The 14,307-nt window shown below is 62.7% G+C and carries 18 protein-coding genes and 1 other RNA gene; 9 read left to right on the top strand and 10 right to left on the bottom strand.

Features of this window, described 5'->3' with window-relative positions; translation table 11 throughout:
* Positions 1–39: 39 nt before the first annotated feature.
* The 6 genes from soxC to B5V03_RS22175 all read left to right on the top strand — a co-directional run bounded on the left by soxC (position 40) and on the right by B5V03_RS22175 (position 4,049).
* On the top strand, positions 40–1,311 hold the full coding sequence (soxC, locus tag B5V03_RS22200; protein WP_129272522.1) for a sulfite dehydrogenase: 1,272 nt from the start codon (positions 40–42) through the stop codon (positions 1,309–1,311).
* A complete protein-coding gene (locus B5V03_RS22195) occupies positions 1,298–1,843 on the top strand; it encodes a c-type cytochrome (RefSeq protein WP_129272521.1) in 546 nt (181 codons plus the stop codon). Before soxC ends, B5V03_RS22195 begins: the two co-directional genes overlap by 14 nt.
* An 8-nt stretch (positions 1,844–1,851) precedes the next feature.
* Positions 1,852–2,322, top strand: a complete 471-nt coding sequence (locus tag B5V03_RS22190) for a DUF302 domain-containing protein (protein ID WP_129272520.1) — start codon at positions 1,852–1,854, stop codon at positions 2,320–2,322.
* 21 nt (positions 2,323–2,343) lie between these two features.
* Positions 2,344–2,661: a hypothetical protein gene (locus tag B5V03_RS22185; RefSeq protein ID WP_129272519.1), complete on the top strand. Its 318-nt coding sequence runs from the start codon at positions 2,344–2,346 to the stop codon at positions 2,659–2,661.
* Positions 2,662–2,862: 201 nt separating this feature from the next.
* Positions 2,863–3,129 (top strand): hypothetical protein, encoded by a 267-nt coding sequence (locus B5V03_RS22180; protein WP_129272518.1) that lies wholly within the window; start codon positions 2,863–2,865, stop codon positions 3,127–3,129.
* Positions 3,130–3,290: 161 nt separating this feature from the next.
* A complete protein-coding gene (locus B5V03_RS22175) occupies positions 3,291–4,049 on the top strand; it encodes an outer membrane protein (protein WP_129272517.1) in 759 nt (252 codons plus the stop codon).
* A gap of 92 nt (positions 4,050–4,141) precedes the next feature.
* Here B5V03_RS22175 and B5V03_RS22170 read toward each other — a convergent pair whose 3' ends face one another.
* Positions 4,142–4,822 (bottom strand): helix-turn-helix domain-containing protein, encoded by a 681-nt coding sequence (locus B5V03_RS22170; protein WP_129272516.1) that lies wholly within the window; start codon positions 4,820–4,822, stop codon positions 4,142–4,144.
* A 584-nt stretch (positions 4,823–5,406) separates the two neighbouring features.
* Between B5V03_RS22170 and B5V03_RS22165 the strand changes: the two genes are divergently transcribed.
* The gene (locus B5V03_RS22165; protein WP_129272515.1) at positions 5,407–5,733 is read left to right on the top strand and encodes a hypothetical protein; all 327 of its coding nucleotides are present in this window, start codon (positions 5,407–5,409) and stop codon (positions 5,731–5,733) included.
* Between the two features lie 448 nt (positions 5,734–6,181).
* Here the strand turns inward: B5V03_RS22165 and B5V03_RS22155 are convergent, their stop codons facing one another.
* The 9 genes from B5V03_RS22155 to ssrA form a co-directional block, all read right to left on the bottom strand.
* Positions 6,182–6,715: a hypothetical protein gene (locus tag B5V03_RS22155; RefSeq protein WP_129272513.1), complete on the bottom strand. Its 534-nt coding sequence runs from the start codon at positions 6,713–6,715 to the stop codon at positions 6,182–6,184.
* Between the two features lie 117 nt (positions 6,716–6,832).
* Positions 6,833–7,093 (bottom strand): hypothetical protein, encoded by a 261-nt coding sequence (locus tag B5V03_RS22150; RefSeq protein ID WP_129272512.1) that lies wholly within the window; start codon positions 7,091–7,093, stop codon positions 6,833–6,835.
* Positions 7,094–7,506: 413 nt separating this feature from the next.
* On the bottom strand, positions 7,507–9,378 hold the full coding sequence (feoB, locus tag B5V03_RS22145; RefSeq protein WP_129272511.1) for a ferrous iron transporter B: 1,872 nt from the start codon (positions 9,376–9,378) through the stop codon (positions 7,507–7,509).
* Between the two features lie 34 nt (positions 9,379–9,412).
* Positions 9,413–9,688 (bottom strand): FeoA family protein, encoded by a 276-nt coding sequence (locus tag B5V03_RS22140; protein ID WP_129272510.1) that lies wholly within the window; start codon positions 9,686–9,688, stop codon positions 9,413–9,415.
* A gap of 116 nt (positions 9,689–9,804) precedes the next feature.
* Positions 9,805–10,056, bottom strand: coding sequence for a ribbon-helix-helix domain-containing protein (locus tag B5V03_RS22135; RefSeq protein WP_129272509.1), 252 nt, complete (start codon positions 10,054–10,056; stop codon positions 9,805–9,807).
* Complete coding sequence (locus B5V03_RS22130; protein WP_129272508.1) at positions 10,053–10,241, bottom strand: DUF4169 family protein; 189 nt, start codon at positions 10,239–10,241, stop codon at positions 10,053–10,055. Before B5V03_RS22130 ends, B5V03_RS22135 begins: the two co-directional genes overlap by 4 nt.
* 267 nt (positions 10,242–10,508) lie before the next feature.
* Positions 10,509–11,942, bottom strand: coding sequence for a class II fumarate hydratase (gene fumC, locus B5V03_RS22125; protein WP_129272507.1), 1,434 nt, complete (start codon positions 11,940–11,942; stop codon positions 10,509–10,511).
* A gap of 89 nt (positions 11,943–12,031) precedes the next feature.
* Complete coding sequence (locus B5V03_RS22120; RefSeq protein ID WP_129272620.1) at positions 12,032–12,550, bottom strand: SspB family protein; 519 nt, start codon at positions 12,548–12,550, stop codon at positions 12,032–12,034.
* A 114-nt stretch (positions 12,551–12,664) separates the two neighbouring features.
* Positions 12,665–13,031, bottom strand: a transfer-messenger RNA (tmRNA) gene (gene ssrA / locus B5V03_RS22115).
* Positions 13,032–13,126: 95 nt separating this feature from the next.
* On the opposite strand from ssrA, the gene B5V03_RS22110 reads away from it, so the two are divergent.
* Positions 13,127–13,732, top strand: coding sequence for a chromate transporter (locus tag B5V03_RS22110; RefSeq protein WP_129272506.1), 606 nt, complete (start codon positions 13,127–13,129; stop codon positions 13,730–13,732).
* Positions 13,729–14,259: a chromate transporter gene (locus B5V03_RS22105; protein ID WP_129272505.1), complete on the top strand. Its 531-nt coding sequence runs from the start codon at positions 13,729–13,731 to the stop codon at positions 14,257–14,259. The genes B5V03_RS22110 and B5V03_RS22105 overlap by 4 nt, the downstream gene beginning before the upstream one ends.
* Positions 14,260–14,307 lie beyond the last annotated feature (48 nt).

Raw genomic sequence — 14,307 nt, 5'->3', positions numbered from 1 at the left:
GATTTCCAAAACGCACGATTTCAACGGGAGATGATACAGATGTCGTTCAAGGCGCCAGACGATCTGTTGCCGCGGCCTGCGAATGTTTCGCGCCGCGGCTTCGTGGGGGGCCTCTCGGCGGGCGTTCTTGGCGCGGTCGCGACCGGGGCGGCCGGTGCCGAAACGCTGGCCGACGTCCCCGATCGCGGGCCCGGCGCCGATCTGAGCGCGCACAGCGACCGATCCCGTTTCGCCAAGATCGATCGCATCCCCGAATCCACGCCGGGGAAGCGCAACATCGACCCCGGCGATGCCATCAATTCCAAGACGCCGCACCAAAGGCTGGTGGGCAACATCACGCCGACCGACCTGCATTACGAGCGCAGCCATTCCGGCGTACCCGACATCGATCCCGCGCAGCACCGGCTTCTCATCCATGGCATGGTCGAGAAGCCGCTGATCTTCAGCGTCGAAGATTTGAAGCGGATGCCGTCGATCACGCGAATCGTGTTCATCGAATGCACCGGCAACGGATGGGAAAACTGGAAAAAGGCCGATCCAGACATCACCGTGCAGAACACGCATGGCCTCGTCAGCACCAATGAGTGGACCGGCGTGCCGCTCAAATTCCTGATCGACCTCGTGAGCAAGGACAGCAACGCGAGCTGGATGCTCGCGGAGGGCGGCGACGGCGCCGGCGTCGACCGCAGCATCCCCCTCACGGACGAGATCGTGAATGAGGCCTTCGTCGCCTATGGGCAGAACGGCGAGCCGCTGCGGCCCGCGCACGGCTTTCCGATGCGGCTGGTGATGCCGGGTTTCGAGGGCAATCTCAACATCAAATGGCTGCGCCGCCTCAAATTCGGCAACGCGCCCTGGATGACGCGCTGGGAGACCGCGCGCTACACGCAGCTGCTGGCCGACGGCAAGGCGCGACAATTCCAGTTGAGGATGGAAACCAACTCCGTCATCACCCAGCCCTCGGGCATGATGCAGATCCAGCCGGGCTATAACCGCATCTCGGGTCTTGCCTGGAGCGGCCATGGCAAGATCGCCAAGGTCGATATTTCGACCGACGGCGCCAAGACCTGGACACAGGCGCAATTGAGCCAGCCGGTGCTGTCCAAGGCGCAGATGCGATTCCAGATGGATTGGGTCTGGGATGGCAAGCCGACGAAGATCGTGAGCCGCTCGACCGATGATCACGGCAATGTTCAGCCGGACCGGCAGTCCTTCATCGCCGCGATGGGGACCAATGCGCTGTTTCACTACAATGCCCAGCAGACCTGGAGCATCGACGAGGCCGGGAGGGTTCGCAATGTCCTCGCATAAGTTGGTTCTCGCCGGCGTGCTCGCCATCGGCCCACTCGCAGCACCCGCACTGGCCTTCGATTTCGGCCGTCCGGCGACACCGGAGGAAATCAAGCTGTGGGACATCGACGTCGGTCCTGACGGCAAGGGTTTGCCTGACGGCAGTGGTACGGCGGTGCAGGGCAAGCAGATCTTTGCCAACAATTGCGCAGCCTGTCATGGCGACAACGGCCAGGGCGGCATCAAGGATCGCCTCGCCGGTGGACAGGGCACGCTCACCTCCAGCATGCCGGTCAAGACCGTCGGCAGCTTCTGGCCCTATGCAACGACCTTGTTCGACTATGTTCGTCGCGCGATGCCGTATCCGACGCCGGGCTCGCTCAGCACTGATGAGACCTACGCCGTCACCGCCTACATCCTCAGCCTCAACGGCATCGTTGCCGCGGACGGCAAGGTCGACAAGGACAGCTTGCCGAAAATCAAGATGCCCAATCGCGACGGCTTCATTCCGGAGCCTGAATTCGATCCCGCCAGACTGTTCCGCAAGAAGTGAGCGGGGTCATGAGGTCTTCGGCACTGATCACGATCCTCGCTCTTATTGCAGCGACAGGTTCATGGGAGACGCAGGCAATGGCCATCGACGGACTCATCACCATCAAGAGCAGTTTCGGGCCCGAAGACACCATGAATCGGCTTGAGGCCGAGGTGAAGGCGAAGGGCCTCACCGTGTTTGCCCGTGTCGATCATGCCGCGGGCGCCACGGCCGTGGGGCAGACGTTGCGGCCGACTGATCTGCTGATCTTCGGCAACGCCAAGGGCGGCACACCGTTGATGCAGCAGGCGCAGACTGTCGGCATCGACTTGCCCCTGAAGGCGCTGGTCTGGCAGGACGAGCAAGGCGCGACCTTCCTGTCCTACAATGATCCGGCCTGGCTTGCCGGGCGTCACGGGGTTGGCGAGCCGGCCAAGGCTGCCGTTGCCGCAATGACCGGCGCCCTGCATGCGATCGCAACCAAGGCGACTGCGCCCTAACGTGCGCTTGAGGAGAGGTCCATGAACAGCACCGACGGGCAACAGACATCATCCGCTCCGCAAGGCGGCAAGCTCGCGAGATGGCTGGTCATCGCGCTGTTATGCGGGATGCTCGTGGCCGCGTGCGTTCTGGGCTATCTCGGCTGGACCAGCACGGACACGAGTGTGCCGGCGTCGGGCTATGTCGCGCTGGTGCTCGGCGTCGTGTTCTCGCTAATCGTCGGCGTCGGCCTGATGGCGCTGGTGTTCTACAGCAGCCGCAAAGGCTATGACGAACCCGCAGTGCTGATCCCGGAGCCGGAGAACGATCCGGCGGAAGGGAGCGACCGGTCGCGCTAGCGGGCGATACGGTCCTGCCGGCGAGATCGAAGGCACGATCGCGCTCCTGGTTTTCCGGGCGGCGCTCACTCCGGGCTCCCGGTACTCTGCGTGTCCACTGTTCGCGAATGTGGTCAAGCGAGGAGCTTGATTTGAATCAAGGATGCCAATGCCAGCCGCACCACACCAGCCATAAGGGCTGGTGCCATCCTGGTGTGCTCCATGATCGCGACCTGGTACGTCACCTTTGAAATTCGCAAGCGCGGCCTGCTCGTGAGACAGCGGAGCCCGCGCGAGACCAAGACATTCGCGACAGAGGGCGATGCCAAGCTGTTCGCGCGCGCAAAGCTAGATGAGGGCCTCGCTGTCTTCGCTGGCACGATCAATCCTCATCTTCCCCGGCGGGTCATTCCAGCATCCTGCATCGCCGCATGGCTTGCGGAGGGGCAGGGTGGCGCCGCAGCGCCTGGAACATCCGATGTCGACTGAGCACGTTAGCGTGCGTAGCAATCGGCCTTCAGTGTTGCCATTTTGTTACGGGCCGAGAGCTTCCTTGCGCCTAACCTTCAGGTTGTTCGCAGCACTTGTGCACGCCACCCTGCATAAGGGGCTCGTTCTGACGAAAGAATACGACCAAAGGGGATGAGACGATGAAGGCATTTTCGATAGCTGCGATCGGCTTCGCAGCGCTGAGCATGACCGCCCCGGCCATGGCGGCCGACATGGCCGTCAAAGCGGCGCCGCCGCCGGCGCCGCTGGCGGCGGTCTACAGTTGGAGCGGCTTCTACATTGGCGGCAACGGCGGCTGGGGGCAGAGCCATGGCTGCGTGGACTTCGTAACGCCCGCAGGGACAGTTGCAGCTGGTTGCGCAGATCGCTCCGGAGGTCTCGCGGGCGGACAGATCGGGTATCGCTGGCAAACCAATCAGTTTGTGCTCGGCCTGGAGGCGCAGGGCGATTGGGCCGAAATCAAGAATACGCGTGTCAGCCTGATCGATCCATTGATCTCGACCACAGGCAAGATCGACGGTATCGGACTGTTTACGGCCCAACTCGGTTGGGCCTGGAACGCCTCGCTGCTCTACGTGAAGGGCGGCGCCGCCGTGACACGCAATCGCTTCGATATATTCAACAATGTCACCGGTGTCGGCCTGGCGTCGGCAGGCCACACGCGCTGGGGCGGAGCCCTGGGTGTCGGCTGGGAATACGGCTTCACGCCGAACTGGTCGTTCGGCATCGAGTACGACCATCTCTGGATGGGGCGTGACAATGCGGGATTTGCCGGCGTGGTCACGCCCGGAGGGTTGACCCTCACCGGCAGCGGGGTCACCCAGGATGTGGACATGGTCACGCTTCGGTTGAACTATCGCTTCGGCGGATACGGGGCGCCGGTCACGGCTCGCTATTGACCCTGGGTCTTCCCAGTGAACTCAAGGCCCCGGCGTCGACCGGGGCCTTTTTCTTAGGCGAACAAACGCGAGGATGTCCGCCGCATTCAACGTCAATTCTGCCGGTCGAGTTCGGCGAGTTTGTTTCTGTCCATGATGACGACGTGACGCTGGTTGTTGTCCATGAAGTGCAGGACGCCCAACTCGCGCAAACACGACAGCGACCGCGAGATGGTCTCTATCGTCAGGCCAAGATAGTCCGCGATGTCGCGCCGGGTCATCGGTAGCGCGAGAACGCCGGCGGCGATGAGCCGCCCATCCATTTCGATCAGGCAGGCAGCAACCCGCTCCATCGAGGTCTTGCGCCCGAGCAGGAGCAGGTGGTCTTCCGCGTGCTGGAGATTTGTCGTGGTCATGCAGAGCAGATTCTTGACCAAGGCGTTGTCATTGTTCGCAAGGGTCTCGAGGCTTTCGCGTTTGACTAATCTCACAGCCGTGTCAATTACCGCTTCCGTCGTGAAGCGGTGAACGCCGTTTCCCAGTCCGAAGATGTCCCCGGGAAGATGAAAGGCGCTGATCTGTCGGCGCCCGTCGGACAACAACCTGTAGCTTCGAGCCGCGCCCGACATCACCTGGTAAACATAGTCGGCGGGCTCTTTCTCACCATAGATCTCGCGGCCTCGTCTGTAGGTGAATTCGTTCAGGCTGATTGATGGGTTCGATTCTGCCGTCATTCCGAATTCGCTGAAGGAATGCGGGCGGGGGAGGGATGTCCAGGTCGAGTGAAAAAGCATCGGAGTAACTCCTCATCCCCGAGATCGATCGGTCGGCGCGGCGTTCGCCGCAACAATCAGGCCATACTTTCACTTCCGTCGCTCTAGAGCTTGTTTGAAAGATGAAGCGATGGCCAGCGTCCCTGAAGTTCGCTGTCCGAGCAGACAGAAAATGCTGCTGGTCCGACTGCAGTAGATGTGAGTCGCCGCCGTGACCGCGAGCGGGACGGTCGCATCGGGAGACACCAGACGAATAGTATCAAATCGGCAAAGTCGTCAAAGCAACAGTTGAGATTTGAGCGCAGCCTTGCATGGACTTCATGCGATTCCACTGGGTCGCCGATGGCCGCCGCAACCGAACTGAGGCGTTCGCTCCATCTGGGCGAAACGCCAGAAGCGTGGTTTCGGATGCACTAACGAATTGAGCCGGAGTGAATCAGCCATCCATCCAGCTCAGCCTCACTGACGTATCGTGACCTCACTTGGTTTGAACGGCGCAGATCGACGGGCGAGATCGGCGGCCCCGGCTTGATCTAGCGCAACACTCCATCGTGACGCCATTCCATGCTCCGCATGCTGGAGTTCACCAGCCGACGGAGGCCAATATGGATGCGAAACGGCTTACAATCGCGGCTGCTGCGTTCGCGTGCGCAGCATCGATGTCTTTGAACTGGTCCGAGTACGGCAAGCCGTCGCTGTCCGTCAGCAGCGCAGAGGCACGCTCCCGGATCTATGTCGGGCCGCTCTATCGCGCCGGTTACATTGCAGATCAAACCAGTCTGCCCTGGTACGCGGTGCGCGCTTACTATTCGGGAGGCCCTTGGACCTATGGCTACAGCGACTGGTCCGATTACGCCGCGCGTAACGGTATCGCTTGTACTCCGGGCACGCTCGTCAAGGGCGGCGATGGCATCATGTACGTTTGCCAATAGGGAGGCAGAACTGGAGGCGGCCGCGCGCCGCCTCCTTGCTCTGGCTCGTTACGGAAAGAATGCCACAGCGCGCATGCGGCAGCGTTTACCGACAAGCGTCAATCTTTCGACACAGGAGGAGAACGATGATCAGATGGCTCGCTTTTTTGACTGTCGCTATATTTGTTGGAACTTCGGCGCAGGCCATGACACCGGCGCCGCTCGTTCAGGCGAACAGCATGATGACCCCGGTCGCTGCTGCATGCGGACCGGGAAGAACAAGAATCAACGGCGTATGCGTCGCGAGGACGACCGTCCGCCAGACGCGTCGGGCCGTGCGTCGCTGCCTTCGCTGGCAGGGAGGCGTCTGCGCCTCGTACGAATAACTGCTCCAGGAAACGGCGTCCGGACATCGCCCCGACGCCGGCAGCGCCGAACGTGATCGAATACGGTGCGAGCGCCCTTGCGATCACCAGTACCGGTGGCCAAACCAGCCGAATTGCGGTTGCCGGACCGCCAGAACCATCTGCGATGCGCCGTGCCGTTTCGACCGCGTCGCGACGTGTCGTCGCTTTTGCAGCCGTTTGTGCTCGACGGCTTCGCGCGGCGGTGATTCGGACCGTACCATCGCAAATGCATCGGCGAGCGCGGGTGTCTCTGCCCGTATGACCGGCGTTGTTCGCGTGACGAGAGGGGCATGTTCGGTGGTCAACGGCGCAGATGCAACCGCCACCATCGCCGGCAAGGTCGTGTCGAGGACTACGCGCTCAGGCCATTTTCGGTCCGAGTGAATGAGTATGGCCCGCTGCTCCACTGTCATCCTCTCAGTGACGGTCGCCTTCGGCAGACAAAAGTCCGCAACGAAGATAAGCGCTAGCAAGGCTGCGCCGACTTTCCAGAAATATGCCAATAGTGGCATTTCGCTCGCTCCGTGCCGCTCCCCATATCGCCTGCGCCATTGTGCCGGCGTTTGCTCGATGGTGGAGCCGGTGCGGCGAGTCATGTATACCTGAAGCTGCGTGCAGGCCTACCGTTCCCGCGCAGCCTCCGGTCAAAACGCAACGCGACAATCACCGGTCTCCTTGGGTGTTCGACAAAGCCAGTGGCCTGCAATCAAAGCTCAGCGCCTTGCGCCGACGCGATTGACGCCGCCATTTGCATTGCCGCCGGCGTTGTGACGGACCGCAGCACGTGCGACTGGCCTGGGCCTCAGCACGACGCCGGCCCGCGCAACGCAACCAACGGGATAGTCAACGTACTGGCAATATATTGCGGCGGCCGGTGCCGGATTGACCGTGACGCCGGCAATTCCCAGGAGGGCGCTGGCAGCGATACCCGAAACTGTCATGGACTTGATCGAAGAACGCTTTCTCGACGTCATAATGTTCCTCCTCTTCGCGTTCGCGCCATGAAAAGCGGCGAGAGCCGCCTTATCCACGCCGCTCAAACCTGTGCTTCGAAGGATCCATCGCGTTGATGTAGATCAAGCTCGCGCAGGCAGTTGCGCCGCCCGGCGAGGTCGCGCGCGAGAGCCCGTCTGCAATATCCGGATGAGGTGCCTGCACATCAATGATTTTTGGGATGGTGCCATCGTGCTCCTGTTTTGCCCGACGGGTCAACAGGCGCGCAAATCGAATTGCAATCCGAGACTCCCTGCATAGGAGGCGCTTCCCTGGATTTCGCTACGCTTTGTCGTGGTTGCGGTCGTGCATCTTTTGCTGTGCGTAACTCATTGATTTCACAGCCCCCGTCTACTGTGCATGGGGTTGTTTCGCAATTTTGGTTTTGAGAGGGCTATCCCGCCCCAAGCGCCACCGCGACATTGTACGTCACGAGGCTCGCCGCATAGGCCAGCACCAGCATGTAGGCGAAGGTCGTGGCCATCCAGGTCCAGCTTCCGGTCTCGCGCCGGATCACGGCCAGCGTCGAGGCGCATTGCGGGGCGAAGATGTACCAGGCCAGCATCGACAGCGCGGTTGCCAGCGACCATTTCGTCGAAAGCACCTGACCGATCTGCTCGGCCGCTTCCTTGCCGCCTTCGATCGCATAGACGGTGCCGAGCGCCGCGACCGCGACCTCGCGTGCCGCCATGCCCGGGATCAGCGCGACCGCGATCTGCCAGTTGAAGCCGACCGGCGCGAGCAGCGGCTCGAGTGCCTTCCCGATGATGGCGGCGAGGCTGAAGTCGATCGCCGGTTCGGTTGCGCCCGCGGGCGGTTGCGGGAACGAGGCGAGGAACCAGATCAGCACCATCATCGAGAAGATCGTGGTGCCGGCGCGGTGCAGGAACATCTTGGCCCGCGTATAGACGCCGATCGCGATCGATTTCAGCCGGGGCATCTTGTAGTCCGGCAGCTCCAGCATGAACGGCGCCGGCGCATAGTCGCGCAGCATGAAGAATTTTATGAGGAACGAGACGGCAAGCGCGCTGGCGATGCCGGTGGCGTAGAGGCCGAACATCACGAGGCCCTGGAGGTTGATGAAGCCCCAGACGTCCTTTGCCGGAATGAAGGCGGAGATGATCAGCGTGTAGACGGGAATGCGCGCCGAGCAGGTCATCAGCGGCGCGATCAGGATCGTGGTCAGCCGGTCGCGCTTGTTGTCGATCACGCGCGTCGCCATGATGCCGGGAATGGCGCAAGCAAAGCTCGACAGCAGCGGGATGAAGGCGCGGCCGTGCAGCCCCGCGCCGCCCATGATGCGGTCCATCAGGAACGCGGCGCGCGCCATGTAGCCGAAATCTTCCAGCAGCAGGATGAACAGGAAGATGATGATGATCTGCGGCAGGAACACGATGACGCTGCCGACGCCCGAGATCACGCCGTTCTGAAGAAAGCTCTGGAAGAGGCCGGCGGGCAGGGTGGCGTGCACGAACTCGCCGAGCGCATCGAAGCCGTTGTTGAGCAGGTCCATCAGCGGCTGCGCCCAGGCGAACACCGCCTGGAACATCACGAACAGGATGAGCGCGAGCACGATCAGGCCGCCGACGGGATGCAGCACCACGGCATCGATCCGCGCGGTCCAGGTGTCCGGCCTGGCAGGCAGGCTGACGCAGTCGGCGATGATGCGGTCGGCCTCGCGCTGCGTGGCGCGCAGCTCGGCGACACCAAGCGCGCGCCAGCTGTTCTCCTGGGGCTCGGCGGCGAGCTTGGCCGAGATCTCGTCGGTCAGCGCCAGCAGGTCGGCCGTGCCGCCCTTGCGCACCGCGATCGAGGTGACCACGGGCACACCGAGCTCCTTGGCGAGCCGTTCGACATCGACGCTGATGCCGCGGCGGCTGGCGATGTCGAACATGTTGAGGACGAGGATCATGGGCCGGCCGGTGCGCTTCAGCTCCAGCAGCAGGCGGATAGTCAGGCGCAGATTGGTGCTATCGGCCACGCACAGCACGAGATCGGGCACGGTCTCGCCGGTGGCCTTGCCGAGCACGAAGTCGCGGGTGATCTCCTCGTCCGGGCTGCGGCCGCGCAGCGAATAGGTACCGGGCAGGTCGACCACCGAGACCTGGCGTCCCAGCGGCGTGACGAAAAAGCCTTCCTTGCGCTCGACAGTGACGCCCGGATAGTTCGCGACCTTCTGCCGGCTGCCGGTCAGGGCATTGAACAGGGAGGTCTTGCCGCTATTGGGCGTGCCGACCAGGGCGAGATGCAGCAGGGGTAATTCCATGGGATCAGGCCTTGGATCGGGGTCCGGTCGCTGTCTACGCGACGATAATGGCCATGGCTTCACGACGGCGGACTGCGATCGTGATGTTGTCGACCCGGACGGCAATGGGGTCGCGCCCGACCAGTCCCTCGTGCAGGACCTCGACCCGGGCCCCCTCGACGAAGCCGAGCTCGATCAGCCGGCTCTCGAGCTCGATCTCCGAGAGCGCCGAGCCCGCGTCCTTGGCGGAGAGGTGCTGAATGATTCCGGTGTAGCCGCGCAGGGCCAGACCCAGCGGCATATGCGGACGCGTATCATTGGTTTCGGTCATGCCCTGTATTTTCAACGCAGGGCATTGAGGTCAAGCGCGCCGGCTCGCCGAAGCTGCACCTTAGAGTGATTTTAAAGTGCAGATCACGAAGCCGTGGGCAAAGCGCCCCGGCGCTACTAGGCCGAGACCTTGTCCGCCTGGATGGCAGCCATGGCGCGGCTCTTGAAGTAGTCGAGCACGAAGAGGCGGATCGCCGAGGACAAATTGCCCTGCTGACGGGCGCCATCGATCTCGCCGACCAGCTCGGACAGCGTCATGTTACGCAGGCCCGAGATTTCCTTCATGCCGTTCCAGAACGCCTCTTCGAGGCTGACGCTGGTCTTGTGGCCGGCGACCACGATTGATCGTTTCACGACGGGCGACTTCATGACTGATCCTCGTGATCGATCTGGTGCTGGTCCAGGTGCGCCTTCGCCTTGTCCGCGCGCGTCTCCTCCGCCGACCGTTCCGCCTTCGTGCGGCCGAACTTCGTTCGGTTGGCGTCCGCCTGCTTCGCCGAGGCTTGCCGCTCGGCGCGCTTCCTGAAACGATTCAGGTTGATGACGTTCCCCATGCCGCGTCTCCATCATCCGATCCTCCTCAGGCAGGATGAAACATTCAGAAACCGGGCGCCACGCTGCGCCCGACAAGACTTGATTGCCATTCGCTCGTCCTCGTCAATCGGCCGCTTGGGCCATCAAACGATGAATTAGCCCTGTCAAGGGCGGAGAGGCCTTGCGTAGCACGCCGCCTCGCCGCAACATTGACGGTAATCAAATCCTGCTCTCAAAGCCTCATTTTTCTGAGCCGTATCATTACGGATGGCTATCGGAATTCGGAATTACCCCGGCTTTGTCATCTTCTCGGGGCGGACCAGGCGGTCGAACTCGTCCGCCGAGACGAAGCCGAGCCGCAGCGCCTCCTCCTTCAGCGTGGTGCCGTTAGCATGCGCCGTCTTGGCCACCTTGGCGGCGTTGTCGTAGCCGATCTTCGGTGCCAGCGCCGTTACCAGCATCAGTGAGCGCTGCATCAGCTCCTTGATGCGCTTCTCGTCGGCATGGATGCCGCTGACGCAATGTTCGGTGAAGGAGCGCGCGGCGTCCGCCATCAGGCGGATCGAGTGCAGCATGTTGTAGGCCAGCACGGGCTTGTAGACGTTGAGCTCGAAATGGCCCTGGCTGCCGGCGACCGTGATGGCGGTGTGATTGCCGAACACCTGGCAGCACACCATCGTCATCGCCTCGCACTGGGTCGGATTGACCTTGCCCGGCATGATCGACGAGCCCGGCTCGTTCTCCGGCAGGACCAGCTCGCCAAGGCCCGAGCGCGGGCCCGATCCGAGCAGGCGGATGTCGTTGGCGATCTTGAACAGGCCTGTCGCGACCGAATTGATGGCGCCGTGCACCAGCACATAGGCGTCGTTCGAGGCCAGCGCCTCGAATTTGTTGGCGGCGCTGGTGAAGGGGAGTTTCGTGATCCCGGCAGCGTGCTTTGCGAACAGTTTTGCAAAGCGCGGCTTGGAGTTGAGGCCGGTGCCGACAGCGGTGCCGCCCTGCGCCAGCGGATAGAGATCCTTCACTGCGACCTTCAGCCGGGCGATGCCGCTTTCGACCTGCGCGGCATAGCCGGAAAATTCCTGGCCGAGTGTCAGCGGCGTTGCGTCCTGCGTGTGGGTGCGGCCGATCTTCACGATCTTGGCGAACTCCTTCTCCTTCTTGCGCAGCGCGCGGAGCATCTCGCCAAGCGCAGGGACGAGATCGGCATTGATGCGGCTTGCGGCCGCGATATGCATTGCGGTGGGGAACGAGTCGTTCGACGACTGGCTCATGTTGACGTGGTCGTTCGGATGCACCGGCTTCTTGGCGCCGAGCTCGCCGCCGAGCAGCTCATTGGCGCGGTTGGCGATGACCTCGTTGAGGTTCATGTTGCTCTGTGTGCCCGAACCGGTCTGCCACACCACCAGCGGGAAATGGTCGTCGAGCTTGCCCTCGATCACCTCGCGCGCGGCGCGGATGATCGCATTGGCGCGGCGCTGGTCGAGCAGGCCGAGCTCGAGGTTGGACTGCGCGGCCGCGAGCTTGACGATCCCCAGCGCATGTACGAGCGAGATCGGCATGCGGTCGATGCCGATGCGGAAATTCTGGCGCGAGCGTTCGGTCTGCGCGCCCCAATAGCGATCGGCGGGGACCTCGATCGGACCGAAACTGTCGGTCTCGATGCGGGTAGCGGGGTGGGTGGTCGTCGAGCGGGCAGCTTTGGCCATGAGCACATCCATTCTGCCGCACGAAATGCCGCGCGGCCCTGTCATGTGCTCTTCTATATAGGGAGTTTGGCCGGGCGCGACCGCTTCGCGCCCAACCTAGATCATTTCTTGCGGAAACGATCGAGCCGCACGACTTCGGCGCCGCCCTGGTTCGGTGCGGTCGGCTCGTCGGCGCTTTCAGCCGCTTCAGTGACGGGTGCGGGCACCGCGATGGCCGACGGCGCGGGAGCGGCCGGCAGCGTCTCCGGCGCGACCTCGGCGACATCGGAGGTGTCAAACTGGAGGCCGAATTTCACGGACGGATCGAGGAAGCTCTTGATGGCGCTGAACGGCACGATCAGCCGCTCCGGAATGCCGCCGAAGGACAGGCCGACCTCGAAACGATCCTCGAGCACGGTCAGGTCCCAGAACTGGTGCTGGAGGATGATCGTCATCTCTTCCGGGTATTGCGCCAGCAGCCGCGACGAGATCTTCACGCCGTCGGCCTTCGACACGAAGGTGATGAAGAAATGATGCTCGCCCGGCAGTCCATGGGACGCGGCATCGGTCAGCACCTTCCGCAGCACGCCGCGCAGCGCGTCGCGGGCCAGCACATCGTATCGGATATGATCGGTCACTATCGTGGTCCTGTCGGATTCCAGGAGTTGGGCCCTGCCGGCCCGACTCGCCAAGCCGCAATAGTACCGCGCCTGACGGGTCAGCAGGAGTCCCCGCCGGGAAGGAAATCAAAGGTAAGTGGAGGCTTCTGTTGCCAGGTGCCTCCGAACCCCGCCTAACGGAGCTTAACCCGTTAGGACTTCAGAATGGTCTTTCAAACTGCGTTACGCAGCCTGAGCAACCGGAGCAAAGTTGTCGTTGGCAACTATTGCATAGCCCGATAACGGCGGAACAATACCGGGAAAAAGTTCGCCCTTTACGCCCTCGTCGATCCTATTTCGCCCCCGCCAAAACCCGCTTCTTGGGCTAGCCCGCAAGTGGGCTTTGGTGGAGGCGCCGGGTACCGCCCCCGGGTCCGAATGGTTTATTGCGACGACCGTTTATTTCCATAGCCAGCGAACCGGCACCCCCAATATAGGGGGCAAAGGTTTCAAAAAACAGAGGTTTCGAGCGGAGGCCTGCGGTTCCCTTTGGATAGGTTCCGGATGGCCACAGGTCCGATCTTGGCCGCGGCGGGACCAGCGTTCTAAGCTCCTGACATGTCCCCGGATTCAGCACCGGCCGCTCAAGAGCCGGATATCCTCGCCGCCCGCGCCCCACCGCCCGGCCTGCTCGCGCTGTTCCTGGCTTTCGCCCGGATGTCGCTGGCCGGCTTCGGCGGGGTTCTGGTATTTGCCCGGCACGCCATCGTCGATCAGCACCGCTGGATGACGGCGGACGAGTTCAACGAGACCTTCGCGCTCTGCCATTTCCTGCCCGGACCCAACATCCTCAACCTGTCGATGGTGTTCGGCTCGCGGCTGCGGGGGATCGCGGGCGGGGTTGCCGCCTTCACCGGGCTGTTGCTGCCGCCGACGCTGATCATGACGGTGCTCGCGATCATCTACGCCCGCTACGGCGACGTGGAGGTGCTGCGTCGTATTCTCGCAGGCATCTCCTGCGCCGCGGTCGGCCTCTTGATCGCGGTCGTTTTCCGGATGATGACGCCGCTGCTCAAGCGCATGGACGTCGTCGTGATCGTCCTGATGCTCGGCGTCTTCGTGGCCATCGGTGTCGTCCGCCTGCCGCTCCAGGAGGTACTGCTGGTCGCGATCCCCGTCAGCATCGGCGTCACCTATTTGATGCGGCGGAAGGTAGCAGCATGAACAGCGAAAACCCGATCTGGGCGCTAGTCTCCACCTTTGGTCTAATGTCGCTGTTCGCCGTCGGCGGCGCCGCGGCGGCGGTGCCGGAGATGCATCGTATCGCGGTCGATGTGCATCACTGGATGACCGAGAAGCAGTTCGCCGACGCCTATGCGATCGCGCAGCTCTCGCCAGGTCCGAACGTGCTTATCGTCACGTTAATCGGCTATGCCGTCGCCGGCATCCCCGGCGCGCTGGCGGCAACGCTGGCGATGTGCCTGCCGACGGCGCTGCTTGCCTATTATGTCAGCCGTCTCCTGAGCCGGCCCAGCCAATCGCGCTGGCCCGCCCTGATTCAGGCTGCACTGGTTCCGCTCTCGATTGGATTGATGGCAGCCAGCGCCCTGATCCTGGCCCAGTCCACCGACCGCACCATTGCTGCACTGCTTCTGACCGCGGTGGTTGCAGTGGTCGCCTCCGTCTCGCGCATCAATCCGCTATGGCTTCTGCTCGCAGGAGGCCTGTTTGGTTTTGCTGGCATTGTGTGATGAAAATCGCTAGGCAGTGGTCCGGGCGGGGGATCGTTTTCCAGCCGA

It is taken from the genome of Bradyrhizobium betae, from assembly GCF_004123905.1.
Lineage (GTDB): Bacteria > Pseudomonadota > Alphaproteobacteria > Rhizobiales > Xanthobacteraceae > Bradyrhizobium > Bradyrhizobium betae_A.
The sequence above is the reverse complement of the archived record's forward strand: the minus strand, read 5'-3'. Positions and strand labels throughout refer to the sequence as shown.

Bases quoted from the DNA above. Each gene is read 5' to 3' on its own strand.
- soxC (WP_129272522.1), top strand. From the start codon at position 40: ATGTCGTTCAAGGCGCCAGACGATCTGTTGCCGCGGCCTGCGAATGTT.
- B5V03_RS22195 (WP_129272521.1), top strand. From the start codon at position 1,298: ATGTCCTCGCATAAGTTGGTTCTCGCCGGCGTGCTCGCCATCGGCCCA.
- B5V03_RS22190 (WP_129272520.1), top strand. From the start codon at position 1,852: ATGAGGTCTTCGGCACTGATCACGATCCTCGCTCTTATTGCAGCGACA.
- B5V03_RS22185 (WP_129272519.1), top strand. From the start codon at position 2,344: ATGAACAGCACCGACGGGCAACAGACATCATCCGCTCCGCAAGGCGGC.
- B5V03_RS22180 (WP_129272518.1), top strand. From the start codon at position 2,863: ATGATCGCGACCTGGTACGTCACCTTTGAAATTCGCAAGCGCGGCCTG.
- B5V03_RS22175 (WP_129272517.1), top strand. From the start codon at position 3,291: ATGAAGGCATTTTCGATAGCTGCGATCGGCTTCGCAGCGCTGAGCATG.
- B5V03_RS22170 (WP_129272516.1), bottom strand. From the start codon at position 4,822: ATGCTTTTTCACTCGACCTGGACATCCCTCCCCCGCCCGCATTCCTTC.
- B5V03_RS22165 (WP_129272515.1), top strand. From the start codon at position 5,407: ATGGATGCGAAACGGCTTACAATCGCGGCTGCTGCGTTCGCGTGCGCA.
- B5V03_RS22155 (WP_129272513.1), bottom strand. From the start codon at position 6,715: ATGACTCGCCGCACCGGCTCCACCATCGAGCAAACGCCGGCACAATGG.
- B5V03_RS22150 (WP_129272512.1), bottom strand. From the start codon at position 7,093: ATGACGTCGAGAAAGCGTTCTTCGATCAAGTCCATGACAGTTTCGGGT.
- feoB (WP_129272511.1), bottom strand. From the start codon at position 9,378: ATGGAATTACCCCTGCTGCATCTCGCCCTGGTCGGCACGCCCAATAGC.
- B5V03_RS22140 (WP_129272510.1), bottom strand. From the start codon at position 9,688: ATGACCGAAACCAATGATACGCGTCCGCATATGCCGCTGGGTCTGGCC.
- B5V03_RS22135 (WP_129272509.1), bottom strand. From the start codon at position 10,056: ATGAAGTCGCCCGTCGTGAAACGATCAATCGTGGTCGCCGGCCACAAG.
- B5V03_RS22130 (WP_129272508.1), bottom strand. From the start codon at position 10,241: ATGGGGAACGTCATCAACCTGAATCGTTTCAGGAAGCGCGCCGAGCGG.
- fumC (WP_129272507.1), bottom strand. From the start codon at position 11,942: ATGGATGTGCTCATGGCCAAAGCTGCCCGCTCGACGACCACCCACCCC.
- B5V03_RS22110 (WP_129272506.1), top strand. From the start codon at position 13,127: ATGTCCCCGGATTCAGCACCGGCCGCTCAAGAGCCGGATATCCTCGCC.
- B5V03_RS22105 (WP_129272505.1), top strand. From the start codon at position 13,729: ATGAACAGCGAAAACCCGATCTGGGCGCTAGTCTCCACCTTTGGTCTA.